Below are 25,159 nucleotides of genomic sequence, written 5' to 3'. Positions count from 1 at the left end.
CCCGCTCCCCCCGCCGCTGGTGGGCACTGGCGGCCCTCACCCTGAGTGTGCTGATCATCGCGTTGGACGGCACCGTCATCAGCGTCGCGCTGCCCACGCTGTCCGGCGAGCTCGGCGCCGACAGCGCCCAGTTGCAGTGGATCAACGGCGGCTACCTGCTGGCTCTCTCGGTGGCGATGCTGCCGGTCGGACTGCTCGGCGACCGCTACGGCCACAAGCGCGTCCTGGTCGGCGGCATCGCGCTGTTCGGCCTGGCGTCGCTGGCCGGCACCCAGGCGGGCTCGCCCGGGCAGCTGATCGCCGTACGCACCGTGCTGGGACTGGCCGCCGCGATGATCATGCCGGTGTCGATGGCGGTACTGCCCCGGGTCTTCGGGCCGGCCGAACTGCCCAAGGCCATCGGCGTGTGGACCGCGGCCACGGCGGTGGGCATGCCGGTGGGGCCGCTGGTCGGCGGCTGGCTGCTCAACCACTTCTGGTGGGGCTCGGTGTTCCTGTTCAACGTGCCGGTGGTCGTGCTGGCGCTGATCGCGTCCGTCTGGCTGCTGCCCGCCGACCAATCGCGGGACCGCGCCGCGGCCGTGCCGTTCGACACGGTCGGTACGGCGCTGAGCGCGCTGGGCATCACCGCGCTGGTCTACGGCACGATCCTGGTCCCCGGCGACGGCTGGGGCAGCCCGAAGGTGCTGGCCGGCGTCATCGGCGGCGCTGCGCTGCTGGCCGCCTTCACGGCCTGGCAGCGGCGGTGTCCGCACCCGCTGGCGGACCTGCGGCTGTTCGGCGATCCGCGGTTCCGCTGGGGGACGCTGACCGCGGTCTTCGTGAACTTCGCCGTGATGGGCATCATGTTCGTCGTACCGCAGTATCTGCAGGCGGTGCTCGGGCACGACGCGTTCGGGACCGGGCTGCGGGTGCTGCCGCTGATCGGCGGGCTGATGGCCGCCGCCGCGCTGAGCGAGGCGCTGGTGCCGCGGCTCGGCGCGCGGGTGGTGGTGCCGGCGGGGCTGGTGGTGCTCGCCGCCGGCACGATGATCGGCGCGGCCACCGGCGGCGGCGACGGATACGGGTACGCCGCGCTGTGGCTGACCATGACGGGCCTCGGCTTCGGCCTCGCCGTGGTGCCCGCGACCAGCCTGGTGATGGCGTCGCTGCCCGCCGGGCGTGCGGGCCAGGGCACCAGCCTGCTGGAGACCGTGCAGCAGGTCGGCGGGGTGCTCGGGGTGGCCGGGCTCGGCAGCCTGCTGAGCGCGGGCTATCTGGCCCGGCTGAGCACCGACGGTCTGGACGGCCCGGCCGCCGCCGCGGCGCGCGACTCGGTCAGCGGCGCCGACGCGGTGGCGGCGCGGCTGCACGACCCCGGCCTGCTGGCCTCCGCGCACGGGGCGTTCGTGCACGGTATGAGCCTCGCACTGCTGGTGTGCGGGGCGATCGCGCTGGTCGCGGCCGTCCTCGCGGCGGCCTTCCTGCCCGCCAGGGCGGTGGGCGGCGAACCGGGGCCGGCGGGCGCCGGCGCCGTCCCGTCCGCGCGGGAGGTCGCCACATCCACCGCCGACCACGGACAATCTCCGGCATGAACGCCAAGGAGACCCCGACCGCGCCGGAACCGGGCCTGCGGGAGCGCAAGAAGCTGCGTACCCTGCGGACCATCAGGCGCGAGGCCTACCGCCTCTTCGCCGCCCAGGGCTACGAGGCCACCACCGTCGACCAGATCGCCGACGCGGCCGAGGTCTCCCCCAGCACCTTCTTCCGGTACTTCCCCACCAAGGAGGACGTGGTCCTCGACGACGAGTACGACCCCGCGCTCGTCGAGGCGCTGCGCTCCCGGCCGCCCGGCGAGCCGATCATCGAGTCGATCCGGCACGCGCTCACCGACTCGCTCGGCCGGCTGCTGGCCGCCGACCACGACGAGCTGCTGCTGCGGACCCGGCTCGGCTTCACCGACCCCGCGATCAGGGCACGCTCCTGGGACGAACTCCAGCGCAGCCAGGACGTGGTGGCCGCGGTCATCAGCGAACGCACCGGCCGCGACCCGGAGGACCTGGACGTGCACTGCGCCGCCGCCGCGCTCATCGCGGTGTCCACGGCGGTGGTACGGCACTGGGTGCAGCGGGACGGCAAGGTGGACCTGATCGCGCTCTACGACCGGCAGTTCGCGCTGCTCGCCGAGGGGCTGCGTTTTTGAACGGCGTGTGAAACCACGGCCCCTTGCCCCGGACCCAACCACCGCGAAACGGGCTGATCCGGGCGGCGGCTCGTTGACACGCCCCGGTGGTACTGCCTACTTTACGGCCAGGCCGGAGCCTTGCCGGCCACCGCACGACGCGGCATGGCGCGACGCCCGCACGGGCAGACGGACGATGGTGGCCAGGATGTACTCAGGACCCGGGATGGCAGCGTGGCGACGCCACGGCCGTGCTTCCGCGTTCCTGGCCCGGCACATCGACCTGCTCCGCGTCAGCAGCGCCCTGTGTTGTCGCTGACCCCCCGGCCGACCGCCCGCTGACGCCGCGGCACCCGCCGCCCGCAGCACCGCCGCCGGAACTCCCGTGCCCTGCCGTGCCGTCGCGCGCAGGCCGGCCCGTCCCCCTCTTCAACCCGGCCCGGTGCCCGCCTGTCCAGGCGCGACGGTCCCCCCTGCCCTGCGCTGGAGTTCCCGATGAGCGAATCGTCCCCGCCTGCCGCGGCGGCCGCGCCCGCCTCCCCGCCCGCCGCCGACAGCCCGCCTCCGGTGCCCGGCAAGGCGGCCGACGCCCTGTCCGCTCAGCGGGTGATCCCGCTGCGGCACCCCGGACGCTGGCTGCTGACCGGCGTGGTGCTGGTACTGGCCGCCCAGGTCGCGCACGGCCTGGTCACCAACCCGTTCTTCCAGTGGGACCGGTTCCGCTACTGGTTCCTGCGCCCGGTGATCCTCGACGGGCTGCTGATCACCCTCAAGGTCGCCGCCTGGAGCGCCCTGTTCGGGCTGCTGGGCGGGATCGTGCTGGCCTTGGCGCGGCTGTCGCGCAGCCCGGTGCTGCGCACCGTGAGCTGGCTCTACGTGTGGCTGATCCGCTCGATCCCGCTGATCGTGCTGCTGCTCTTCCTGTACAACTTCGGCGCGCTCTACCGCACATTGAGCCTGGGCGTGCCGTTCGGCCCGGGCTTCGTGCACTTCGACGAGTCCAAGCTGGCCTCGGAGCTGGTGGTCGCGGTCATCGGCCTGAGTCTGAACGAAGCGGCGTTCGCCGCCGAGGTCGTCCGCGCCGGTGTGCTGTCGGTGGACCAGGGCCAGCACGAGGCGGCGGCGGCCCTCGGCATGCCGCGCGGCTACCAGTTCTCCCGGATCGTCTTCCCGCAGGCGTTGCGGGCGATCGTCCCCTCGTACGTCAACCAGCTGATCGGCCTGATCAAGAGCACCTCGCTGGTGTTCTACGTCTCGCTGCTCGACCTGTTCGGCAAGGTCGAGACGATGGGCAGCACCTATCCCAGCGATGTGGTGCCGCTGCTGGTGGTGGCGACGACCTGGTACGTGATCCTCACCAGCGTGGTGTCGGTGATCCAGTACTACGTGGAGCGGTACTTCTCCCGCGGCGCGCTGCGCACCGTACCGCCTACTCCCCTGCAACGACTCCGGACGCAGCTGCGGGACCTGCGGGCACGGATCGCGATCGGAGCAGCCGGGTGAGCACCGTGTTCGAGGACAGCGTTCCGCCGCCCGCCGCGGCCGTGAGCATCCATGACGCGCACAAGTGGTACGGCCCCCACCAGGTGCTGTCCGGGATCGACCTGACGGTGCAGCCCGGGCAGGTCACGGTGATCCTCGGCCCGTCGGGTTCGGGGAAGTCCACCCTGCTGCGGGCGGTCAACCACCTGGAGAAGCTGGACATCGGCCATGTCAGCGTGGACGGCGAGCTGATCGGGGTGCGGCACCACCGGGGCCGGCTCAAGGAGATCAGCCAGCGCGCGATCCTGGCCCAGCGCAGCCGGATCGGCTTCGTCTTCCAGAACTTCAACCTCTTCCCGCATCTGACCGTGCTGGACAACGTGACCGCGGCCCCGGTCGCCACCGGCCGCAAGTCCCGGGCACAGGCGCAGGAGCTGGCCCGCGCCCTGCTGGAGCGGGTCGGCCTCGGCGACAAGGCCGACGCCTACCCGCGGCAGCTGTCCGGCGGCCAGCAGCAGCGGGTGGCCATCGCCCGGGCGCTGGCCCTGGAGCCCGGCGTGATCCTCTTCGACGAACCGACGTCCGCGCTGGACCCGGAGCTGGTCGGCGAGGTGCTGGCGGTCATCAAGGACCTGGCCACCAGCGGCACCACGCTGATCATCGTCACCCACGAGATCGGCTTCGCCCGCGAGGTCGCCGACACCGTGGTCTTCCTCGACGCCGGCCGGATCGTCGAGCAGGGCCCGCCCGAGCAGGTGCTGAACCATCCCGCGCACCCGCGCACCCGCGAGTTCCTCAGCCGGGTCCTGTGACCCCGCCCCCGCTTCCACCGTCAACCCCGCACACCCTCGAGCACCAAGGGATCGCCATGCCTCGCCTTCGTTCCAGACTCGTCCTGACCCTCACCGCCGTCACCTCGCTGACTCTGGGCCTGGGCGCCTGCGGCAGTGACGACGGTTCGGACTCCGCGGCGCCGGCCGCGGCGAACGCCAAGGGCACGGTCGTCGTCGGCGCGCTGTCCAACGGCGCCGCCAAGCCGACCGACATCTCCGTGAGCGAGGTGGCCGCGATCCGCGCCGAGCTGCCGAAGTCCGTCGTGGACAGCGGGCAGCTGACCATCGGCCTCGGATTCCTGCCCTCCGGCTCCCCGCCGATCGGCTACATCGGCACCGACCAGAAGACCATCACCGGCTCCGAGCCGGACCTCGGCCGACTGGTCGCCGCGGTGCTCGGCCTCAAGCCGGTGCTGGCCAACGCCACCTGGGACAACCTCTTCGTCGGCCTGGACAGCGGCAAGTCGAACGTCGGCTTCTCCAACATCACCGACACCGAGCAGCGCAAGGAGCACTACGACTTCGCGTGCTACCGCAAGGACAACCTCGGCTTCGAGGTCCGCAAGGACGACGCCTGGACCTTCGACGGCACCTACCAGAGCCTGGCGGGCAAGACCGTCGCGGTGGGCTCGGGCACCAACCAGGAGAAGATCCTGCTGAAGTGGCAGACCCAGCTCAAGGCGGAGGGCAAGAAGCTCACCATCAAGTACTACCAGGAGGCCAACAGCACCTACCTGGCGCTGTCCTCCCACAAGATCGACGCCTACTTCGCGCCCAACCCCAGCGTCGCCTACCACACCGCCACGACCGCGGGCACGCCCGCCGCGACCCGCAGCGCGGGCACCTTCTCCGGCGCCGGGGCGAGCCTGCAGGGGCTGATCTGCGCGACGACGAAGAAGGACAGCGGGCTGGCCAAGCCGCTCGCCGACGCGATCAACTACCTGATCAAGAACGGGCAGTACGCCTCGTGGCTGGCCGCCTGGAACCTCACCAACGAGGGCCTGCCCAGCTCGCGGATCAACCCGCCCGGCCTGCCGCTGAGCAATTCCTGACCTGGACGGGGCCGGGATTTTCCCGGCCCCCGATCCGGTTGCCATGCATGAGCGCCGACGAGCCGGCGCAGAACGGAGCACCACCGCGATCATGTCGACCAGCCTCCAGCCCCCGCATCAGCACCCCGGCGCCGGCGAACCCGGCGTCCGCGTCCTGGACAATCCGGCCTGGGCCGCGCTGACCGGTCCGCACCGGCACCTCGCCGAGATCGTCGGCTCCGCCGCCCGATACCTCAGCGGCGTCTCCCCGTTCGTCGCCATCGCCGACGCGGCCGACCCGCGGTCCTGGGCGGATCTGGCCACCCTGGTCGGGCCGGGCAATTCCTTCGCTCTCGCCGGGGCGCCGACGCTGCCGGACGGCTGGTCGACCGGGCAGTCGGGGCAGGGCGTGCAGCTCGTCGCGACCTCGCTGCGGCACGCGGCGGACCCGGAGGCGCAGCGGCTCGGCCCCGCCGACGTACCGGAGATGCTGGACCTGGTCGCACGAGCGCAGCCGGGTCCTTTCCTGCTGCGGACCGTCGAGATGGGCGCGTACTACGGCATCCGGCGCGGGGGCCGGCTGATCGCGATGGCCGGGGAGCGGCTGCGACCGCCGGGCTGGACCGAGATCAGCGCGGTGTGCACCGACGAGGAGCACCGCGGCCAGGGCCTGGCCACCCGGCTGGTGCGGCATGTCGCGGCGGGCATCAGGGACCGCGGCGACACGCCGTTCCTGCACGCGGCCGCGGTGAACACCAACGCGATCAGACTGTACGAGTCGATCGGCTTCACCCTGCGCCGCACCACGGTCTTCCACTTCCTGCGGGTGCCGGGAGAGCCGCGGCCGTAGGTTCCGGCGACCACCGCACCCGCCCCATGAGAACGAAGGAAGCAGCCATGCCCCGCGCATACGTGTTCACCCGCAACGGCGGCCCCGAGGCCGAGGCCTTCGCCGATGTGCCCCGCCCCGTGCCGGGCCCGGGCCAGGTGCTGATCGCCGTCAGGGCGACAGGCGTCAACCCGGCGGACTGGAAGCGCCGGGCCGGGCTCCGCGGCCCGGGCGAACCCGAGCCGCAATTCCCCGTGGTCTTCGGCCGCGAGGCGGCGGGGGTCGTGGCCGAGGTCGGCGAGGGGGTGTCCGGCTTCGCCGTGGGCGACGAGGTGTTCGGCCATCCGGTCGGCGGCAGCTACGCGGACTATGCCGTCCTGCCGGCGGATGGCTCCGCGCGCAAGCCCGCCGGGGTGTCCTGGGCGGCGGCGGCCACGCTGCCGGTCGCGGCGGCCACCGCCTACGACGGGATCGTCCAGCTCGCGCTGCCGGAGGGCGCGACGCTGCTGGTCAACGGCATCGGCGGCGGTGTCGGTACGGCCGCGGCGCAGATCGCCCGGCACCGCGGCCTGCGGGTGGTGGGCACCGCCAGCAGCGGCAAGAAGGACTTCGTGGAGTCGCTGGGCGCCGTGCACGCCGAGTCGGGTCCCGGCGTCGCGGACCGCATCAGGGCGGCGGCCCCCGACGGCGTCGACGCCGTCTTCGACCTGGTCGGCGGCGAGTCGCTGCGGGAGGTCGCCGAGGTGCTGACCGACCGGTCGCGGCTGATCAGCGGCGCCGACCGGGCGGTGGTGGCCGAACTGGGCGGCGCGGCGGTCCTGCGCGAGCGCACCAGCGAGGTGCTGGAGGCCGTGGCGGCGCTGGTGGCCGAGGGCGCCCTGGACCCGTACGTCACCGCCACCTTCCCCTTCGCCGAGGCGGACAAGGCGCTGCGGGCGGTCGAGGAGGGCCACACCCGCGGCAAGATCGTGCTGGAGATCGACGGCGCCGGCCCCGTCTGAACCGGCCGCCCGCCGCACGGCAGGTCCCGGACCCGCAGGCCGGGTCCGACGGCCGTACCGCTGCCTGCCGCCCCCCGCGACCGACGACGCCGGGGCGGCGGCCCCACTCATCCGGGCGCCCCGGCCGCGCCCGCCCCGGTCGATCGAGGAAGGCACCCCGCATGTCCGTAGCACCGCTGCATCTCGCCGTCGCCCTTCAGGACGCCGGCTGGCACCCCGCCGCCTGGCGGGAGCCCGGCGCCCGGCCGCGTGAGCTGTTCGACGCCGGCTACTGGGCCGACGCCGTGGCCGAGGCCGAACGAGGCCTGCTCGACTTCGTGACGTTCGAGGACTCGCTCGCGCTCCAGTCCGCCAGCCCCTTCGTCCCCGACGAGCGCACCGACCAGGTGCGCGGGCGGCTCGACGCCGTCCTGACCGCGGCCCGGGTGGCGCCGCTCACCCGCGGCATCGGGCTGGTCCCGACGCTGGTCAGCACGCACACCGAGCCGTTCCACCTGTCGAAGGCCATCGCGACGCTCGACCATGTGAGTTCCGGGCGCGCGGGCCTGCGGGTGCAGATCGCCGCCCAGCCGCACATCTCCGGGCACTTCGGCCGCCGGGTGCTGCCGCCGCTGCCCGTCGAGGACTTCAACGCCCCGCAGGTGCAGGAGCTGATCGCCGAGCACTTCGACGAGGCCGCCGACTACGTCGAGGTGCTGCGCCGGCTGTGGGACAGCTGGGAGGACGACGCGGAGATCCGCGACGCGGCCACCGGGAGGTTCGTGGACCGCGGCAAGCTGCACTACATCGACTTCGAGGGCCGCAGATTCAGCGTCAGGGGACCCTCGATCACGCCCCGCCCGCCGCAGGGCCAGCCGCTGGTGACCGCACTGGCGCACGCCACCGTGCCCTTCCGGCTGGTGGCCAGGTCCGCGGACGTCGGTTTCGTCACCCCGGCGGACGCCGCGCACGCGGCGGAGATCGTCGCCGAGATCTGCCGCGAGCAGCAGGACGCGGGCCGGGCGGGCGAGACCGTGCACGTCTTCGGCGACCTGCTGGTCTTCCTGGAGGAGACCGCGCCGGCGGCGGAGGCCCGCAGGCAGCGGCTCGACACACTTCTGGACGCCCCCCACACCTCCGACGCCCGGATCTTCACCGGAACCCCGGCGGGCCTCGCCGACCTGCTGCTGGACCTGCGCGACGCCGGGCTGACCGGCTTCCGGCTGCGCCCCGCGGACGCCGACCGCGACCTGCGGGCGATCAGCCGCGGCCTGGTGCCCGAACTCCAGTCCCGCGGTGTCTTCCGCCGCTCCTACGAGGCCCCCACACTGCGCGGTCTGCTCGGACTGCCGCGCCCCGCCAACCGCTACGCCACCGCCTGCCCCGGAGAAACGGACACGCCATGAGCAAGCCCCGCAAGCAGATCCACCTCGCGGCCCATTTCCCCGGCGTCAACAACACCACCGTGTGGAGCGACCCGGCGGCCGGCAGCCATATCGACTTCAGCTCCTTCGTCCACCTCGCGCGGACCGCGGAGCGGGCCAAGTTCGACTTCCTCTTCCTGGCGGAGGGGCTGCGGCTGCGCGAGCAGGGCGGCGAGATATACGACCTGGACGTGGTCGGCCGCCCCGACACCTTCACCGTGCTGGCGGCGCTGGCCGCGGTGACCGACCGGCTGGGCCTGGCCGGCACGATCAACTCCACCTTCAACGAACCGTACGAGGTGGCCCGGCAGTTCGCCAGCCTCGACCACCTGTCGGCCGGGCGGGCCGCCTGGAACGTGGTCACCTCCTGGGACGCCTTCACCGGTGAGAACTTCCGCCGCGGCGGCTTCCTCGCCCAGGAGGACCGCTACTCGCGGGCCCGGCAGTTCCTGGAGACCACAGGCGAGCTGTTCGACTCCTGGCACGGCGACGAGATCATCGCCGACAAGGCGACAGGGCGCTTCCTGCGCGACCCGGCCGCGGGCGCCTTCCGCCACAAGGACGAGCACTTCGACATCGCCGGCCGCTTCAACGTGCCGCGCAGCCCGCAGGGCCGCCCGGTGATCTTCCAGGCCGGCGACTCCGACGCGGGCCGGGACTTCGCTGCCTCGTCCGCCGACGCGATCTTCAGCCGGCACTCCGCCCTGGAGGCCGGCCAGGCCTTCTACCAGGACGTCAAGGGCAGGCTGGAGCGCTTCGGCAGGACCCATGACGAGCTGCTGATCCTGCCCGCCGCCACCTTCGTCCTCGGCGACACCGACGCCGACGCCCACGACAAGGCGTACGAGGTGCGGCGCGCCCAGGTCAGCGGGCAGACCGCGATCAAGCTGCTGGAGCAGGTCTGGAACCGCGACCTGTCCGCGTACGACCCGGAGGGCCCGCTGCCGGACATCGACCCGGACCCGGGCGAGCACACCGTGGCCCGCGGCCGGGCGAGCGTCAGGATGACCCGCGACCCGCTGCAGACCGCCCGGGAGTGGCGGGAGCTGGCGGCGGCGGAAAAGCTGTCGATCCGCGACCTGGTCATCAAGACCAGCGCCCGGCAGACCTTCGTCGGCTCGGCGCAGACCGTCGCGCGCACGATCGACGACTTCGTGCAGGCCGACGCGAGCGACGGCTTCATCCTGGTGCCGCACATCACGCCGGGCGGCCTGGACGAATTCGCGGACACCGTCGTCCCGCTGCTCCAGGAGCGCGGTGTCTTCCGGCAGGACTACGAGGGCACCACGCTGCGCGACCACCTGGGCCTGCGCACTCCGCAGGCCGGCGCTTAGGCGCGGCGGAGCCCGCCCCGGGACGAGGCTTCCGGGGCGGGCTTCCGCGTCAGGCCGAGCGGCGCCGCAGGGCGGAGTCGCCGAGGGCGGGCGGGACGTACCCGGCGTCACGCGCCGACAGGTTCACGCCCGGCGGCACGATCTCGTCGATACGGTCCAGGATCTCCCGGTCCAGCGTGATCTTGTCCGCGCCGAGCTGGCCCTCCAGCTGCTCGAAGGTGCGCGGGCCGATGATCGCCGAGGTGATGCCGGGGTGTTCGAGCACGAAGGCCAGCGCGAGCTGGACCAGGGTGAGCCCGGCCTCCTCGGCCAGCGCGGCCAGCGCGTCGGCCGCCTCCAGCTTCGCGGCGTTCTCCGCCGAGTCGATGTCGAAGCGCGCCGCCTGGCGGTCCGTCCGGCTGGAGACCGGCTGCTCGGCGCCCTTGCGGTAGCGCCCGGAGAGCCAGCCGCCGGCCAGCGGGCTCCAGGACAGCACCGCCAGGCCGTAGCGCTGGGCGACCGGCAGCACCTCGCGTTCGATGCCGCGGGCCAGCAGCGAATACGGCGGCTGCTCGGCGACCACCCGCTCGCGGCCCCGGCGTTCGGCGGTCCACTGGCCCTCCACGATCGCCGACGGCTCGAAGGTGGAGGTGCCGATGTAGCGGATCTTGCCCTGGTGGACGAGGTCGGACAGCGCGCCGAGCGTCTCGTCGAAGTCGGTGCCGGGCTCGGGCCGGTGCACCTGGTAGAGGTCGATCCAGTCGGTGCCGAGCCTGCGCAGGCTGTTCTCGACCTCGCGGACGATCCAGCGGCGCGAATTGCCCTGCTCGTTGGGGTCGCTGCCGAGGCTGCCGTGGAATTTCGTGGCCAGCACGACATTGTCCCGCCGGCCGCCGGCCAGCGCCTTGCCGACGATGGTCTCCGACTCGCCGGCCGAGTAGACGTCGGCGGTGTCGACGAAGTTGATGCCCGAGTCGAGGGCGTGGTGGATGATCCGGATCGCGTCGGCGTGGTCCGGGTTGCCCCGGGGGCCGAACATCATGGCGCCCAGGCACAGCGGGCTGACCTTGACGCCGGTGCGTCCGAAGGGGCGGTACTGCGTCATCGTGCTCTCCCGTTGACGAGATGGTCGGTGGTGGGATCGGTGTGCGGGTCCGCGGCCGGGGCGAGCTGGTCGACGGTGGCGGCGGCGCCGGTCTGCCGGAAGGCGTCCCAGAGCCTGCGGTAGGGGCCGTCCGCGGCCAGCAGGGCGGTGTGGGTGCCGGTCTCGACGACGGTGCCGCGGTCGATGACCACGATCCGGTCGGCGCGGGCGGCGGTCGTCAGCCGGTGCGCCACGACCAGCGTCGTCCGCCGCCGGGTCAGCGCCTCGGTGGCGGCGGCGACCCGGCCCTCTGCGGCGAGGTCCAGCGAGGCGGTGGCCTCGTCGAGCAGCAGGATGTCGGGGTCCACCAGTTCCGCGCGGGCCAGCGCGAGCAGCTGGCGCTGGCCCGCCGACAGGTTCCTGCCGCGTTCGCCGACCGGCTGGAGGTAGCCCAGCGGCAGCGCGGCGACCATGTCGTGCGCGCCGACCGCCCGCGCCGCGGCCTCCACCTCGGCGTCGCCCGCGGCGGGGCGGCCGTAGGCGATGGCGTCGCGTACGGTGCCGCTGAAGAGATGGGCCTCCTGCGGCACCACGCCGAGCCGGGCGCGGAAGCCAGCGAGGTCGAGGGCACGCAGGTCGTGCCCGTCCACGAGCACCGCGCCCGACGTGGGGTCGTAGAAGCGGGCGATGAGCTTCATCACCGTGGACTTTCCCGCGCCGGTGGCGCCGACCAGGGCGACGGTCTCGCCGGGGGCGATCCGCAGCGACACGGCGTGCAGGACTTCCTGGCCGCCGCCGCCCGCGTAGCCGAAGGACACCCGGTCGAGGACGATCTCCCCGCGCAGCGCGGCGACCGGCAGCGGGGAGTCGGCGGCCGGGGTGCCGGCGGGGGTGCGCATCAGCGTACGCAGCCGGCCGAGGCCGACCACGGCCTGCTGGTAGCCGTCGAAGACCTGGGAGAGCTGCTGGATCGGCGAGAAGAACAGGTCGACGTAGAGCAGGAAGGCGATCAGGGTGCCCGCGGTCAGCGCTCCCGAGCGGACCTGGCCGGCGCCGACGGCGAGGACCGCGGCGGTTGACAGTACGCCCAGCAGCTCCACGAAGGGGAAGAAGAGCGCGATATTGCGCTGGGCCCGCAGCCGGGAGCCCCGGAAGGCCCAGGCGAGCGCGGCGAAGTCGCGGGCGTTGCGGTCCTCGCGGCGGAAGGCCTGGGTGACGCGGATGGCGGTGACGTTCTCCTGGAGGCAGGCGTTGACGGCGCTGACGCGTTCCCTGGCCTCGTGGTAGGCAGGCACCGAATGGCGGCGGAAGAGCGCGGTGCCGCCGATCAGCAGCGGCAGCGCGCACAGCAGCACCACGGCGAGCCCCGCGTCGATGACCAGCAGGGTGACCAGGACGCCGAGCACGGTCAGCAGGCTGACGACCGCGGTGATCAGGCCGGTCTGGAGGAAGTTGGACAGCGCGTCGACGTCCGTGGTCATCCGGGTCATGATCCGGCCGCCGGGCTCGCGCTCGTAGTAGTCCAGGCCGAGCCGCTGGAGCTGGGCGTAGGTCTTGACCCGCAGGGTGTAGAGCAGGCGTTCGCCGGTACGCCCGGTGGTCCGCTGCTGGGCGACGCCGATCAGCCAGTCGGCGCAGACCACGGCGGCGGCGGCGCCCGCGGCGGCCAGCAGGGCGGCGCCGGAGTGGCGGGCGACACCGGAGTCGACGCCGTGCCTGACCAGGATCGGCACCGCGATCTGCGCGACGGCGTCCGCGGCCACCAGCAGCAGCCCGAGCAGCAGCGGCAGCCGGAAGGGGCCGATCAGCGCCCGCAGTCCGAAGTGCGGGTCGGCGGCCCTGGTCCGCTCGGCCGGGACGTCCGGGTCGGCGTCGGGCAGCGGCATCCTGGCCAGCCCCGCGAGGAGTTCGGCGGTGGGCGGGGCGGAGCCGAGCACCCCGCTGCCGGGCCCGCCGCGCCCGCGGCCCGCGGTGGCCGCGGTGAGTGCCATGGCCTGGGCGGCCCTGAGGTCGGTGCCGTCGGTCCGCGGCCGCTCGGGGGCGCCGGTGCGCCGCCACAGGCGGGCGGTGACGGCCGGCGGCGCGGTGTCGTCCTCGGCGGCGGGTACGTATTCGGCCGGACGGTCCGCGGGCGGGGCGCCGGCGGCCCCGGTGCCCGCGGGCGCGGTGCCGGGCTCGGCCACGTCGGCGGCGGACAGCAGGCTGCGGAAGAGCGCGGACCTGGAGCGCAGTTCGTCCATGGTGCCGGTGTCCACGACCCGGCCGCCGTCCAGGACCGCGATGCGGTCGGCCAGTTCGAGGGTGGACCTGCGGTGCGCGACGATCAGGGTGGTGGGCCGCGCGGTGGCGGCCCGCAGCGCGGTGTGGATCTCGGACTCGACCCGGGCGTCGATCGCGGAGGTGGCGTCGTCCAGTACCAGCACCGCGGGGTCGCCGAGCAGCGCGCGGGCCAGCGCGATGCGCTGGCGCTGGCCGCCGGACAGGGTCAGGCCCTGCTCGCCGACGACGGTGTCGTAGCCCTGGGGCAGGCGCTCGGCGAATCCGTCGGCGCGGGCGATGGCGGCGGCCCGCCTGATCCGCTCCTCGGAGGCGTCCGGGTCGCCGTAGGCGATGTTGGCCCGCACACTGTCGGACAGCAGCAGGCTCTCCTCGAAGACGTAGCCGATCGCGGAGCGCAGCGAGTCCAGCCGCAGGTCGCGCACATCGGTGCCGCCGACCCTGACCGAGCCGGACGAGACGTCGTAGAAGCGCGGAAGCAGGGCGGCCGCGGTGGACTTGCCGGAGCCGGCCGGGCCGATCAGGGCGACGGTCTCGCCTGGCGCGATGTCCAGGGTGAATCCGCGCAGCAGCGGCTCGCGGCCCTTGCCGTAGCCGAAGGTGACGTCGTGCCAGCTGAGCGCGGGCGGACCGGCGGGCAGGGCGGTGGCGCCGGGCGCGTCGGTGACGGCTGGGGCCTCGTCGATGACTTCGAGGACGCGCTCGGTGCCCGCCCTGGCCTGCTGCCAGACGGTGAGCAGGGTGGCGACCTGGCGGACCGGGGTGACGAAGGAGCCGAGGTAGGTGGTGAAGGCCAGGAAGGTGCCGAGCGAGATCCGGCCGTGCAGCGCCAGCCAGCCGCCCAGCGCCAGCACCGCGACCTGGCCGAGCGCGGGGACGGCCTGGAGCGCGGGGGTGTAGCGGCCGGTGTAGCGCACCACCCGCAGCCGGGAGGAGAACAGGCGCCGTGCGCGGCCTTCGAGGCCGGCCAGCTCGCGCTGCTCCTGCCCGAAGCCCTTGACGACCCGGACCCCGGTGACGGCCGCCTCGACGGTGGAGGCGACCTCGGCCGCCTCCTGCTGGGCGTGCCAGTTCGCCGGGAAGAGGTCCTTGCGGCTGCGCAGCGCGATCAGCCACAGCAGCGGCCCGACCACCAGCGCGACCAGCGTCAGCAGCGGGGACAGCAGCGCCATGAGGACCAGCGAGACCACGAACATCAGGGCGTTGCCCGTCATGTTCGGCAGGAACTGCAGCAGGGTCTGGATCAAGGTGATGTCGGAGATCGACCGGCTGACGATCTGGCCGGTGCGCAGGTCGTCCTGCTGGGCGCCGCCGAGCCGCAGCAGCGCCCCGAAGGCGTCGTTGCGCAGGTCGTACTGCACGCCGAGCGACAACCGCCCGGCCCGGTAGCGGCGGGTGCAGCCGGCCGCGAAGCGGACGGCGCCGATCCCGGCGAGCAGCGCGATCCACCAGCCGAGCGGGCCGCCCGCGCCGGCCGCGACGGTGTCCACGACGTGGCGCAGCACCAGGGGCAGCACCGCGGTGGCGACCGCGGCGACCAGCGCGCCGGCGAAGGCGGCGAGCAGGTCGCCGCGGTGCCGCAGGCAGTAGCCGCCGAGCCGGCGGACCCAGCCGGCCGGTGGCGGTCCCGCCGGGCCGGCCGCCGGGGTGGCGGCCGCCCCGGGGGCCGTGCTTCTACAGTCCGTCACGAAACCTCCGTGAGTGCGATGCCGAAGTGCCCGGCGCTGGTGTCGGCGGTGTCGAAGAGGCGGTTGGCGGGGCGCGGCAGGCCGTAGTGCTCGCGCAGGGTGCTGCCGGTGTACTCGGTGCGGAACAGGCCGCGTTCCTGGAGGATCGGCACCACCCGGTCCACGAACAGCTCGAGTCCCGAGGGCAGCACCGCGGGCATGATGTTGAAGCCGTCGGCGGCGCCCGCGTCGTACCAGTGCTCGATGGTGTCGGCGACCTGTTCGGCGGTGCCGGCGAAGGTGCGGTGGCCGCGTCCGCCGCCGAGCCGGCCGATCAGCTGCCGTACGGTCAGCCGCTCGCGTCTGGCCAGCTCCACGATGAGGGTGAAGCGGCTCTTGGCGCCCTCGATCTCGTCCTCGGTGGGGATGTCGTCGGGGAGCTCCTTGTCGAGTTCCAGCTGCTCCGGGGCGACACGCAGGGTCCTGGACAGCTGCCGCACGGCGTACTCGGGGCGGATCAGCCGGTCCAGCTCGTCGTCCAGCGCCCGCGCCTTATCCTCGGTGTCGCCGATGACGGGCACGATGCCGGGCAGGATCTTGATGCCCTCGGGGTCGCGGCCGAAGCCGAGGGCGCGCTGCTTGACGTCCTTGTAGAAGGCGATGGCCTCCTCAAGGGTCTGCTGGGCGGTGAAGACCGCTTCGGCGTAGCGGGCCGCGAAGTCCTTGCCGTCCTCGCTGGAGCCGGCCTGCACCAGGAGCGGGTAGCCCTGCGGGGAACGCTGTACGTTCAGCGGTCCGTCCACCCGGAAATACGTACCCCGGTGCTCGAACTTCCGCACCCTGTCGGCCAGCGCGTGGATGCCGGACTCCTTGTCGGCGACGACGGCGTCGTCGGCCCAGCTGTCCCACAGCTTGGTGGCGACGTCCACGAACTCGGCGGCCCGCAGGTAGCGGTCGCGGTGCAGCGGGGTGTCGTCCAGGCCGAAGTTGCGGGCCGCATCGGCGCCCGCGGTGGTGACGATGTTCCAGCCGGCCCGGCCGTCCGAGACATGGTCGACCGAGGCGAACCGGCGGGCCAGGTTGTACGGCTCGTTGTAGCTGGTGGAGGCGGTGGCGATCAGGCCGATGTGCTCGGTGACGCCGGCCAGCGCGGTGAGCAGCACGGTCGGTTCGAGCTTGTTGGCGGGGCGGCGGCCCGGGTCGCCCATCAGGACGGGGCTGTCGGCGAGGAAGAGCGAGTCGAGCTTGCCGCGTTCCGCGATCCGCGCGAGGTTCTGGTAGTGCGCGATGTCGGTGCCGCCGGCCGCGGGGCTCTCCGGCAGCCGCCAGGCCGCCTCGTGGTGCCCGACCGACATCAGGAAGGCGTTCAGGTGCAGCGGTTTGCGGTCAGGCTTGCGGGTCATGGGAGTTCGTCTCCTTGTGCGGGTGCCCGGTGGGCGCGTCAGCGGGGTGCGGGGCGGGGCGTACGGGGTCGGCGGTGGCCTCCGGCTGGTGCACGCCGAGCGCGGCGAGCAGGAGGTCGCGGTATTCCTGGAAGCGCGGGTCGCGGCGGCTGCGCGGGGTCGGCAGGTCGATGGTCAGGTCGACCGCGATCCGGCCCTCCTCCAGCACCAGGACGCGGTCGGCGAGTTCGACGGCCTCGTCCACGTCGTGGGTGACCAGCAGCACCGCGGGGCGGTGCCGTTCGTACAGCTCCCGCAGCAGGTCGTGCATCCTGATCCGGGTGAGCGCGTCCAGTGCCCCGAACGGCTCGTCGGCCAGCAGCAGTTCGGGGTCGCGGACCAGGGCGCGGGCCAGGGCGGCACGCTGCTGCTCGCCGCCGGACAGCTCGTGCGGCCAGGAGCGCTCCCGGCCTTCGAGCCCGACCTCGGCCAGCGCCTTCGTGCCGCGCTCCTTGGCGTCCCTGCCGCGCACGCCGAGCACCACGTTGTCCAGCACCCGCAGCCAGGGCAGCAGCCGGGAGTCCTGGAAGGACAGCGACACCCGTTCGGGCACGCTCAGTTCGCCGGACCCGGCGACACCGTGGTCGAGCCGGGCGACCGCGCGCAGCAGGGTGGACTTTCCGGAGCCGCTGCGGCCCAGGAGCGCGGTGAACTCCCCCTGCCCCAGGGCCAGGTCGAGTTCCTTGAGTACGTCCCGGTCGCCGAAGGAGCGCACCAGCCGGGTGGTGCGGACCGCGGCGGCCGCCGGGCCGGCCGGCCGCTCGGCGGTCAGTCCGCCAGCGTGCGTCGCCATGACAGCACCCTCCGTTCTGCGGCACGCACGATCGCGTCCGACACGAAGCCGAAGATTCCGTAGACGACCAGGCCGACGATGATCACGTCGGACTGGGCGTACAGCTGGGCCTGGAACATCATGTAGCCGAGGCCCTTGGTGGCGTTGATCTGCTCGACCACCACCAGGCCGAGCCAGGACGCGGTGACCGCCAGGCGCAGTCCGACGAAGAAGCCGGGCAGCGCGCCGGGGATCACCACCTTGCGGATGAACTGCACGCGGGTGAGGTCCAGGCTCTCGCCCAGTTCGACGTATCTGCGGTCGATGCCGGTGAGCGAGGCGTAGGTGTTGATGTAGACGACGACCGCGACACCGAGGGCGATCACGGTGATCTTCATCTGCTCGCCGATGCCGAGCCACAGGATCATCAGCGGCAGCAGGGCGAGCGACGGGATCGCGCGCTTGACCTGGAGGGTGCCGTCGAGCAGGTACTCGCCGACCCGGCTGAGCCCGGCGGCCACCGCTAGCAGCACACCGGCGAGCACCCCGAACAGCAGGCCGAATCCGGCGCGTTGCAGCGAGACCGCCACATTGCTCTGGAGCCGGCCGCTCCTGATCAGGTCGGCCGCGGTCGAGGCGACGGTGCCCGGTCCCGACAGGATGCGCGGGTCGAGATAGCCGGAGGCGGAGGCGGCCCACCAGATGAGCACCACCAGCGCCGGGCCGGTCAGCCGGGCGAAGGGGATCGCCCGGCCGGGGCCGAGCCGCCGCCGGGTGCCGGTCGCGGAGGTCGCGGTGCGCCGGGTGCCGGTCACGGCGCGCCGGGCCGGTGCGGGCGCCGCGGCCTGGGTACGGTCCTTGGCTGCGGGCTCCGCCGCACGCGCCTGGGGCAGCAGGTCGGTCATGACGCCACCTGGTATTTCGCCGGTACGGCCTGCGCCGCCAGCCCCTCGAAGCGGCGGTCGAACAGCGCCTCGGCCCTGACCTTCGTCACGAAGCCGCCCTCGGCCATCAGGTCGGCCGTCTCCTGCTCCCAGGCGACGGCCCTGTCCCAGCTGCGCGGGAACTGCGGCTGGGAGAGCGCGGAGACGATGCGCTTGCCGTCCGCGGCGGTCACCCCCTGGTCCTTGACGTAGTAGCTCCGGATCCACTGGTCGGTGTTCTCCCACGCCCACACCACGCCCTTGGCCCACAGCGGGATGAAGTTGCGGATGGCGGCGACCTTCGCGTCGTCGTTGAGGACCTCGGTGGGCGCCCACAGGACGCCCAGCCTGTCCACCACGTCGGTGGCGACCGCCCGGGCGCCGTCCTTTCCGTACTGGCTGAGGTACTTGGTCAGCGACGGTTCGCCCAGCGGCGCCACGTCGACCTGCTTGGACTGCAGCGCGGTCAGGAACTGCGTGCTGGGCAGCGCGATCAGCTTGACGTCGGAATTCCTCAGGCCCGCCTCCTTGATGGCGCGCAGCACCACCACGCCCTGGGCCTGGCCCTGCGAGAAGGCGATCTTCTTGCCGCGGAAGTCCTTCGCCGAGGCGATGGCGTCCCCGGATCCCGGCGCGGTCGCGAAGCTGTAGATCGGGTGGTCGCGGCTCTGCACGGCGACGATCCGGGCGCCGACCTTGATGGCCTCGGCCTGGATCGGCGGAATTCCGGCGTTGCTCGCGAGATCGACGGAATGGGCGCGGAATCCCTGGATGACATCGGGTCCCGCACTCAGATTGGGCCAGCTGGAGACCGAGAACTGCAATTGCTTGTCCAGGCCCGATTCGGCCAGCTGCAACTGTGAGGTGTGAATGGCTATCGCGAGCTTCGTCCCGGACGGCGGCGCGCCCGAGGGGAGTGCGCGGTTCGGCACGCTGTCGATCGACGCGCTCGAATTCCGGGAGCACGCGGCGAGGTATGCGGCGCCGCCTGCGAGGGCGAGAAATGACCGGCGTGGGACGAGTCGGGCGGCGGGGCTTGTGGTCATGGTGAATTCCTGGGGAAAGGCCGGAATCGTCATCCGGTCGCTGGTCCGGGCGGGGTGGGGGTACCGGGTGCTGGGCTGGTCACAGTGAGTGGTAGCCGCCGTCGTGGAAGAGCAGCGGGCTGCGGGCGCCGCCGGCCCAGGAGTCCTGGACCCGGCCGATCACGACGCGGTGGTCGCCGGCCGGCACGATCTGCTCGATGCGCAGGTGCAGCCAGCCGGTCACCCCGTCGAGCACAGGCTCGCCCTGCGGCAGCCGGCGCCACCGGGTCGGCTCGGCGAAACGGTCGATACCGCTGGTGGCGAAGGTCCTGGCGAGCTGTTCCTGGTCGGCGCCGAGGAAGTTGACGACGGCGCTGCCGGCCTGCTCGACATGCGGCCAGGACGACGCGGTGACTCCGATGCCGAACGACACCAGCGGGGGTTCGAGGGAGAGCGAGGTGAGCGAGGTCGCGGTGAAGCCGGCCGGGCCGCGGCCTGCGCCCACGGTGACGACGACCACGCCTGCCGGGTGGTTGCGGAAGATCTTCTTGAACCGCTCAGGGGCGATGCCCGGGGCGGGAAGCGACGGCACGGTGGTGGTCAACGTCTCCCCCAATTGGCTTGGGTGCGGGCGGGATGGGCGCAGCGGAAAGCACCGCGTCGGCGGCCCGCACGGCATTGTGCGGCGCACTATGGGCGCGGCTGATCACGACATGGGACGAGAGGAGGGGAAACAAGGGAAAAGCAGGGGGGCGGGGAATGCCGTACGGGGGCCGCGGTGATTACGCGGTGCGGCTGACGCCCCGACAGAAACGGTGCGGGCGACACGCGGCGGGGGCGCTGTGGCGCCGACAACACGCACGCCGGGCGGTGTCGCGGGCCGGCGTGGCGGGCGCGCGGAAGGAACGCGCCGGGCTCGGCGCCTGCTCCGGATTCCGCTGCTTACCGTTCATGATTCCATTCTCGCGGCCGCGTTCCACCCGGGTCAACAATGCAACTTCCTGAATTAAGTCGGATATCGCGCCCGCCGGGCCGGCCTGCGACCCGTTCAGCCCACGGCGGGCAGCACCGGCCACGGTCCGAGCGGGTCGGCGTAGAGCGCGCCGAGCGCGACCGCGCCGCCCGCGACCTGGAGGACCGAGCCGGTGAAGCTGCTCGGCACCACCACGCGCCGCGGGTCGCCGCAGACCCACGAGCGGTCGGCGACCTCGGCGCGCAGCACGTCCAGACACTCCGTCAGCCGCCCGGCGCCCGGCTCGACGACGACCACGACCTCCGGGTCGAACATGTCAAGCAGCAGCGCGACCGCCCGGCCCACATGCATCGCCCGCCGCCGGAAGAGGTCCACCGCGCGCGGTTCGCCGGCCAGCGCCAGGTCCAGCAGCGCGCGGAAGTCGGCGACCACGAGCCCGCGGGCGGCGGCCTGCCGGACGAGCGCGGGTTCCGACACCTCGGACTGAAGGCAGCCGGGCGTGCCGCATGTACAGGTCTCCGCCGGGCCGGCGTCCGTGTCCGTGCCGGGTCCGACCGGCAGGTGCGCCACACTGCCCGCCGCCGAGCGCGGGCCGCGGTGCACCCCGTCGGTGGTGGCGAAGGCGGCGTCCACGACCGCTCCGACGAACAGCAGCACCGCGCTCTCCCGGGTGGCCACCGCGCCGAACAGCTGCTCGGCGCGGGCCAGCGCCCTGGAGTGGCTGTCGACGTGCACCGGCAGCCCGGTGGCGGCGGCCAGGAACTCACGGGCCGCCACATCGCGCCAGCCCAGCCGCGGATGGTCGACGATCACCCCGGCGTCGGGGTCCACCCACTGCCCGGTGGCGAGGCCCAGCGCCAGCACCGTGCGGCCGCCGGCGTGCGCGGCGACCAGCCGGGGCAGCCGGGCGGCCAGTCCGCCGAGCACCCGCTGCGGGTCGGTGCCGTGGTGCGGCCTGCGGTCGCTGGCGACGATCCGGCCGCGCAGGTCCATCAGCGCCAGGGTGGAGTGGGCGACCGCGATGTGCGCGCCGGCCACGAGATAGCGGCCGGTGTCGATGTCCAGCGGGATGTGCGGTCGGCCCAGGCCCCGCGGTCCCGCGGTCTCCTCGCTCTGGCTGATCAGGCCGCGGGCCAGGAACTGCGTGCAGTGCCCGCTCACCGCGGCCGGCGACAGGCCGGTCAGCCGGGCGACGGTGCTGCGGGCCACCGGGCCGTGGTCGAGGATCGCGCTGAGCACGGCGCCTGCCGCCGAGGGGCGGCGGAGCGGGACCGCGGAGTGCGGAACGTCGGCGCGGCGCAGCGGAGTCGGGGGAAGCGGGGCGGTGTCACGGCGGTCGGACGGCGGCAGGACTACCACGGTGGCCTTCCAGGTCGACGGCGGCGGGGCGTACCCGTGGGGGCCGCGCCGGCGTCGAACCGGCGGGGCGGGCACCCCGTTGGCGCTCCTCGCGGAGCTGTGCTGTCAGACCTGGTGACACGCGGCGGAGCACACACGCTTGAGGTCGACATGACCCCGCGTCGTCAGGTGTGTGGTGCGCTGCATGCCGCGCAACGTAACCGGCGCGGCCGAAGCCGGTCAAACGGTTGACCGCATGGTGGACGCGACGGCCACGTTGTGGGCGCCCAACGCGGGCGTCCGGGGCGGGTTTCCGCCCGTTCCCGCTCTTTGCGCCGCCCCGCCGCGACCGATGCGGCTCAGTCCGTGACACCCGCAGCGTCGATCAGCGCGGCGGCCGTGGTGACCGCGAGGCCGTCCAGCGAGTCGGCGCCGATGCCGGCCCGGGCGCTCGCGCCGTCGAAGACCAGCGTCAGCTGGCGGGCGAGCAGGGCCGGGTCAGCGGCGCCGCCGCGCGCGGCCTCGGCCCGGAAGAAGTCGGTGAGCACCTGCTTGCCGCGGGCGGCGACCACGCTCGCGGGGTGCGCGGGGTCCTTGAGCTCCACCTGGGTAGCCAGGAACGGGCAGCCGAGGTAGCCGGGCGAGAGCGCGGCCCGCTCCAGCCGCTCGAAGACGTGCAGCAGCCGGGCGCGAGGCGGCCCGGGGGCGCCGGGCGGCGGCAGCACGAGCGCCTGATAACCGGGCGCCGCGCGTTCCAGCGCGGCGGCGAGCATGTCGTCCTTGCCGGCGAAGAGCTGGTACATCGAGCGTTTCGACACACCCGCGGCCTTGCACAGGGCGTCGATGCCGGTGCCGACGCCGTCCCGGTAGAACAGCTCGGCCGCGGCGTCCAGCAGCCGGTCCCGCGACGACGCCTTCCCCGCGCGCCTCCCCTCCCGGGACGCCGCCGCGTCGGGCGACGGCTCAGCAAGAGGCTTCGGCTCCGCAAGGGGCGACGGCTCCGCGACAGGTGACGGCTGCTCCGCTGTGGTGGCCATAAGCCCGAGACTACCGCGCCCGCTCGACATCGGAAACAGATCGGTTTACGGTGAGTGGAAACCGATCGGTTTCCATCGGTCGGCACTACGACCCGCTCCCCTACCGGAGGACCCTCATGCAGATCAACGGCTCGGTCGCACTCGTCAGCGGAGCCAACCGCGGCCTCGGCGAGCAGTTCGTGAAGGCGCTGCTCGACGCCGGCGCGGCCAAGGTCTACGCCGCCGCCCGCAATCCCGCGTCGGTGCGCGTACCCGGAGCGGTGCCGATCACCCTCGACATCACGGACCCCGGCTCGGTACGCGCCGCGGCCGAGCAGGCGGGCGACGTCACCTTGCTGGTCAACAACGCGGGCAGCTCCACAGGAGCGGCCATCCTGGACGGCGACCTGAGCGCGTACCGGACCGAGTTCGAGACCCACGTGCTGGGCACCCTGGCGGTCAGCCGGGCCTTCGCCCCCGCCCTGGCGAAGAACGGCGGCGGCGCGATCCTCAATGTGCTGTCGGTACTGTCCTGGATCAGCCAGCCGGGCAGCGCCGCCTACTCCGCGGCGAAGTCGGCCGAGTGGTCGATGACCAACGCGCTGCGGCTGGCACTGGCGGACCGGGGCACCCAGGTCACCGCGCTGCACGTCGGCTACATGGACACCGACATGACGGTCGGCGTCACCGCCCCGAAGCTGGATCCCGCGGCGGTGGCGCGCACCGCGCTGGACGGCGTCGGGGCCGGGCTGCACGAAGTGCTCGCCGACGACCTGAGCAAGCAGGTCAAGGCGGGCCTGGCGGCCGACCTGGCGGCGCTCTACCCGCAGCTCGCGGGCCGCTGACCCCAGGCGGCCCAACCCGAGGGGACGGCCCGGGACCTCCCGGGCGCCCGGTCGAGCGGCCGGCGGCCGGGTCAGCCCCGGTAGGCCTCCAGCAGGCGCAGCCAGACCTCGCTGATCGTGGGGTAGGCGGGGACCGCGTGCCACAGCCGGTCCACCGGCACCTCGCCCGCGACCGCCACCGTCGCCGAGTGCAGGAGTTCGCCGACGCCCGGGCCGACGAAGGTGACGCCCAGCAGGTGGCCGCGGTCCAGGTCGACGACCATCCTGGCCCGGCCCCGGTAGCCGTCGCCGTACAGGCTCGCGCCGGCGACCTGGGCGAGGTCGTAGTCCACCACCGTGGTCCGCCGCCCGGCCTGCTCCGCCTCGGCGGCCGACAGGCCGACCGCGGCGACCTCGGGGTCGGTGAAGACCACCTGCGGCACCGCAGCGTGGTCGGCGGTCGCCACATACGGGCTCCACGGCGTCTCGTCCACCGGCTCGCCCTTCGCGCGGGCGCCGATCACCGCGCCGGCGATCCTGGCCTGGTATTTGCCCTGGTGGGTGAGCAGCGCCCGGTGGTTGACGTCACCGGCCGCGTAGAGCCAGCCGCCGTCGACGCCGGTGACCTGGCAGGTGTCGTCCACCGGCAGCCAGCTGCCCGGCTTGAGGCCGACGGTCTCCAGGCCGATGTCGCCGGTGTGCGGGGCGCGCCCGATGGCGAAGAGCACCTCGTCCGCGCTGACCCGGGCGCCGCCCTCCACGCCGAGCCTGACCTCGCCGTGGGCGCCGTCCCGCTCCACGAAGGCGACGTTCGTCCCGAAGCGCACGTCGACCCCGGCCTCCCGCAGCCCGTCGGCGACCATCTCGCCCGCGAAGGGCTCCACCTTCGGCAGCAGCGAGTCGCCGCGCACCAGCAGCGTGACCTGGGAACCGAGCGCCTGCCACGCGGTGGCCATCTCGACCGCGACGACTCCGCCGCCCACCACGGCGAGCCGCCGCGGCGCCTTCTTGGCACTGGTCGCGTCCCGGCTGGTCCACGGATTGATGTCGGCGATGCCCGGCATGGGCGGGAGCGCCGCGGTCGTGCCGGTGCAGACCGCCACCGCGTGCCGCGCGGCCAGCCGTACGGTGCCGCCGTCCGCGGTGGCCACGGCCACCTGCCGCGGGCCGTCGAGCCGGCCGTGGCCGCGTACGAGATCCACGTCGACCGACGTCAGCCAGGCCTGCTGCCCGTCGTCCTTCCAGTGCGAGGTGAAGTCGTCGCGCCTGGCCAGCACCGCGGCGGTGTCCAGCGGCCCCTGCACGGCGCGGCTGAGCCCCGGCAGCCGCTTGGCGTCGGCGCGGGCGAGGGCCGGGCGGAGCAGCGCCTTGCTCGGCATGCACGCCCAGTAGGAGCACTCGCCGCCGACCAGTTCGCTCTCCACGATCACCGCGCTCAGCCCGGCGGCCCGTGCGCGTTCGGCCAGGTTCTCACCGACCGGGCCTGCACCGATGACGATCACGTCGTAGGTGCGGGGGGCGTCGTTCATGGCGGCTCCTGTTGCTGTCGTCGGACGACGGGGGACGGGCCGGACGGGCGCGGGCGCACCTGCGCCCGCGGCACGTCCCTACGATCACACCGACGCCACGCTGATGCCGCAACCGGGACACGCGCGGTCATCGTCACGACGAAGGGTGACGGGAGTCTTTCCCGGCGCCCGTGTGTCATGCCTGCCGCCGCAAGGGTGACCGGCGGCCTGCGGCCGGGCGGCGGGCGCCGGCTGAC

20 protein-coding genes are annotated in these 25,159 nt (G+C 73.5%); 10 read left to right on the top strand and 10 right to left on the bottom strand.

Annotated elements, in window-relative coordinates; translation table 11 throughout:
- The 9 genes from V7E46_RS09075 to V7E46_RS09035 form a co-directional block, all read left to right on the top strand.
- Positions 1–1,574: MFS transporter (locus tag V7E46_RS09075; protein WP_333767934.1), on the top strand; the 1,574-nt coding region annotated here is incomplete at its 5' end.
- A complete protein-coding gene (locus tag V7E46_RS09070; protein WP_333767933.1) occupies positions 1,571–2,182 on the top strand; it encodes an acyl-CoA-like ligand-binding transcription factor in 612 nt (203 codons plus the stop codon). The genes V7E46_RS09075 and V7E46_RS09070, both read left to right, overlap by 4 nt.
- A 474-nt stretch (positions 2,183–2,656) precedes the next feature.
- A complete protein-coding gene (locus V7E46_RS09065; protein WP_333767932.1) occupies positions 2,657–3,664 on the top strand; it encodes an amino acid ABC transporter permease in 1,008 nt (335 codons plus the stop codon).
- Positions 3,661–4,455 (top strand): amino acid ABC transporter ATP-binding protein, encoded by a 795-nt coding sequence (locus V7E46_RS09060; protein WP_443054092.1) that lies wholly within the window; start codon positions 3,661–3,663, stop codon positions 4,453–4,455. Before V7E46_RS09065 ends, V7E46_RS09060 begins: the two co-directional genes overlap by 4 nt.
- Positions 4,456–4,511: 56 nt before the next feature.
- A complete protein-coding gene (locus tag V7E46_RS09055) occupies positions 4,512–5,528 on the top strand; it encodes a transporter substrate-binding domain-containing protein (protein ID WP_333767931.1) in 1,017 nt (338 codons plus the stop codon).
- Between the two features lie 91 nt (positions 5,529–5,619).
- Positions 5,620–6,357: a GNAT family N-acetyltransferase gene (locus V7E46_RS09050; RefSeq protein ID WP_333767930.1), complete on the top strand. Its 738-nt coding sequence runs from the start codon at positions 5,620–5,622 to the stop codon at positions 6,355–6,357.
- A 47-nt stretch (positions 6,358–6,404) separates the two neighbouring features.
- Positions 6,405–7,337 carry an NADP-dependent oxidoreductase gene (locus V7E46_RS09045; protein ID WP_333767929.1) on the top strand — a complete coding sequence of 311 codons (933 nt, stop codon included), beginning with the start codon at positions 6,405–6,407 and terminating at the stop codon, positions 7,335–7,337.
- A gap of 161 nt (positions 7,338–7,498) precedes the next feature.
- Positions 7,499–8,722 (top strand): LLM class flavin-dependent oxidoreductase, encoded by a 1,224-nt coding sequence (locus V7E46_RS09040; RefSeq protein ID WP_333767928.1) that lies wholly within the window; start codon positions 7,499–7,501, stop codon positions 8,720–8,722.
- Positions 8,719–10,074 (top strand): NtaA/DmoA family FMN-dependent monooxygenase, encoded by a 1,356-nt coding sequence (locus V7E46_RS09035; protein ID WP_333767927.1) that lies wholly within the window; start codon positions 8,719–8,721, stop codon positions 10,072–10,074. Before V7E46_RS09040 ends, V7E46_RS09035 begins: the two co-directional genes overlap by 4 nt.
- A 49-nt stretch (positions 10,075–10,123) precedes the next feature.
- Here the strand turns inward: V7E46_RS09035 and V7E46_RS09030 are convergent, their stop codons facing one another.
- The 9 genes from V7E46_RS09030 to V7E46_RS08990 form a co-directional block, all read right to left on the bottom strand.
- Positions 10,124–11,158 (bottom strand): aldo/keto reductase, encoded by a 1,035-nt coding sequence (locus V7E46_RS09030; protein ID WP_329181448.1) that lies wholly within the window; start codon positions 11,156–11,158, stop codon positions 10,124–10,126.
- Positions 11,155–15,102, bottom strand: coding sequence for an ABC transporter ATP-binding protein (locus V7E46_RS09025; RefSeq protein ID WP_333767926.1), 3,948 nt, complete (start codon positions 15,100–15,102; stop codon positions 11,155–11,157). The genes V7E46_RS09030 and V7E46_RS09025 overlap by 4 nt, the downstream gene beginning before the upstream one ends.
- Positions 15,099–16,484 (bottom strand): LLM class flavin-dependent oxidoreductase, encoded by a 1,386-nt coding sequence (locus V7E46_RS09020; RefSeq protein ID WP_333767925.1) that lies wholly within the window; start codon positions 16,482–16,484, stop codon positions 15,099–15,101. Before V7E46_RS09020 ends, V7E46_RS09025 begins: the two co-directional genes overlap by 4 nt.
- Entirely contained in the window at positions 16,468–17,316 is an 849-nt protein-coding gene (locus V7E46_RS09015; protein ID WP_333767924.1) for an ABC transporter ATP-binding protein, read from the bottom strand. Before V7E46_RS09015 ends, V7E46_RS09020 begins: the two co-directional genes overlap by 17 nt.
- Positions 17,292–18,200 carry an ABC transporter permease gene (locus V7E46_RS09010; protein ID WP_333767923.1) on the bottom strand — a complete coding sequence of 303 codons (909 nt, stop codon included), beginning with the start codon at positions 18,198–18,200 and terminating at the stop codon, positions 17,292–17,294. The genes V7E46_RS09015 and V7E46_RS09010 overlap by 25 nt, the downstream gene beginning before the upstream one ends.
- The gene (locus tag V7E46_RS09005; protein WP_333767922.1) at positions 18,197–19,264 is read right to left on the bottom strand and encodes an ABC transporter substrate-binding protein; all 1,068 of its coding nucleotides are present in this window, start codon (positions 19,262–19,264) and stop codon (positions 18,197–18,199) included. The genes V7E46_RS09010 and V7E46_RS09005 overlap by 4 nt, the downstream gene beginning before the upstream one ends.
- 79 nt (positions 19,265–19,343) lie before the next feature.
- Positions 19,344–19,847, bottom strand: a complete 504-nt coding sequence (locus tag V7E46_RS09000; RefSeq protein ID WP_333767921.1) for a flavin reductase family protein — start codon at positions 19,845–19,847, stop codon at positions 19,344–19,346.
- A gap of 444 nt (positions 19,848–20,291) precedes the next feature.
- Complete coding sequence (locus V7E46_RS08995) at positions 20,292–21,575, bottom strand: ROK family protein (protein ID WP_333767920.1); 1,284 nt, start codon at positions 21,573–21,575, stop codon at positions 20,292–20,294.
- Positions 21,576–21,913: 338 nt separating this feature from the next.
- Positions 21,914–22,591 carry a TetR/AcrR family transcriptional regulator gene (locus tag V7E46_RS08990; RefSeq protein WP_333767919.1) on the bottom strand — a complete coding sequence of 226 codons (678 nt, stop codon included), beginning with the start codon at positions 22,589–22,591 and terminating at the stop codon, positions 21,914–21,916.
- Positions 22,592–22,707: 116 nt separating this feature from the next.
- Here V7E46_RS08990 and V7E46_RS08985 point away from each other — a divergent pair, with 116 nt between their 5' ends.
- Positions 22,708–23,415 carry an SDR family oxidoreductase gene (locus V7E46_RS08985; protein WP_333767918.1) on the top strand — a complete coding sequence of 236 codons (708 nt, stop codon included), beginning with the start codon at positions 22,708–22,710 and terminating at the stop codon, positions 23,413–23,415.
- A 71-nt stretch (positions 23,416–23,486) separates the two neighbouring features.
- Here the strand turns inward: V7E46_RS08985 and V7E46_RS08980 are convergent, their stop codons facing one another.
- Positions 23,487–24,923 carry a dihydrolipoyl dehydrogenase family protein gene (locus V7E46_RS08980; RefSeq protein ID WP_333767917.1) on the bottom strand — a complete coding sequence of 479 codons (1,437 nt, stop codon included), beginning with the start codon at positions 24,921–24,923 and terminating at the stop codon, positions 23,487–23,489.
- Positions 24,924–25,159 lie beyond the last annotated feature (236 nt).

Origin of the sequence: Streptomyces sp. IBSBF 2435, from assembly GCF_036815005.1 — a bacterium.
In the GTDB taxonomy this organism is placed as follows: Bacteria; Actinomycetota; Actinomycetes; order Streptomycetales; family Streptomycetaceae; genus Actinacidiphila.
The sequence above is the reverse complement of the archived record's forward strand: the minus strand, read 5'-3'. Positions and strand labels throughout refer to the sequence as shown.

What these genes read in the sequence shown, in the direction of transcription:
- V7E46_RS09045 (WP_333767929.1), top strand. Translation starts at nt 6,405, where the DNA reads ATGCCCCGCGCATACGTGTTCACCCGCAACGGCGGCCCCGAGGCCGAG.
- V7E46_RS08990 (WP_333767919.1), bottom strand. Translation starts at nt 22,591, where the DNA reads ATGGCCACCACAGCGGAGCAGCCGTCACCTGTCGCGGAGCCGTCGCCC.
- V7E46_RS08980 (WP_333767917.1), bottom strand. Translation starts at nt 24,923, where the DNA reads ATGAACGACGCCCCCCGCACCTACGACGTGATCGTCATCGGTGCAGGC.
- V7E46_RS09035 (WP_333767927.1), top strand. Translation starts at nt 8,719, where the DNA reads ATGAGCAAGCCCCGCAAGCAGATCCACCTCGCGGCCCATTTCCCCGGC.
- V7E46_RS09070 (WP_333767933.1), top strand. Translation starts at nt 1,571, where the DNA reads ATGAACGCCAAGGAGACCCCGACCGCGCCGGAACCGGGCCTGCGGGAG.
- V7E46_RS09055 (WP_333767931.1), top strand. Translation starts at nt 4,512, where the DNA reads ATGCCTCGCCTTCGTTCCAGACTCGTCCTGACCCTCACCGCCGTCACC.
- V7E46_RS09065 (WP_333767932.1), top strand. Translation starts at nt 2,657, where the DNA reads ATGAGCGAATCGTCCCCGCCTGCCGCGGCGGCCGCGCCCGCCTCCCCG.
- V7E46_RS09050 (WP_333767930.1), top strand. Translation starts at nt 5,620, where the DNA reads ATGTCGACCAGCCTCCAGCCCCCGCATCAGCACCCCGGCGCCGGCGAA.
- V7E46_RS09030 (WP_329181448.1), bottom strand. Translation starts at nt 11,158, where the DNA reads ATGACGCAGTACCGCCCCTTCGGACGCACCGGCGTCAAGGTCAGCCCG.
- V7E46_RS09005 (WP_333767922.1), bottom strand. Translation starts at nt 19,264, where the DNA reads ATGACCACAAGCCCCGCCGCCCGACTCGTCCCACGCCGGTCATTTCTC.
- V7E46_RS09015 (WP_333767924.1), bottom strand. Translation starts at nt 17,316, where the DNA reads ATGGCGACGCACGCTGGCGGACTGACCGCCGAGCGGCCGGCCGGCCCG.
- V7E46_RS09040 (WP_333767928.1), top strand. Translation starts at nt 7,499, where the DNA reads ATGTCCGTAGCACCGCTGCATCTCGCCGTCGCCCTTCAGGACGCCGGC.
- V7E46_RS09010 (WP_333767923.1), bottom strand. Translation starts at nt 18,200, where the DNA reads ATGACCGACCTGCTGCCCCAGGCGCGTGCGGCGGAGCCCGCAGCCAAG.
- V7E46_RS09020 (WP_333767925.1), bottom strand. Translation starts at nt 16,484, where the DNA reads ATGACCCGCAAGCCTGACCGCAAACCGCTGCACCTGAACGCCTTCCTG.
- V7E46_RS08985 (WP_333767918.1), top strand. Translation starts at nt 22,708, where the DNA reads ATGCAGATCAACGGCTCGGTCGCACTCGTCAGCGGAGCCAACCGCGGC.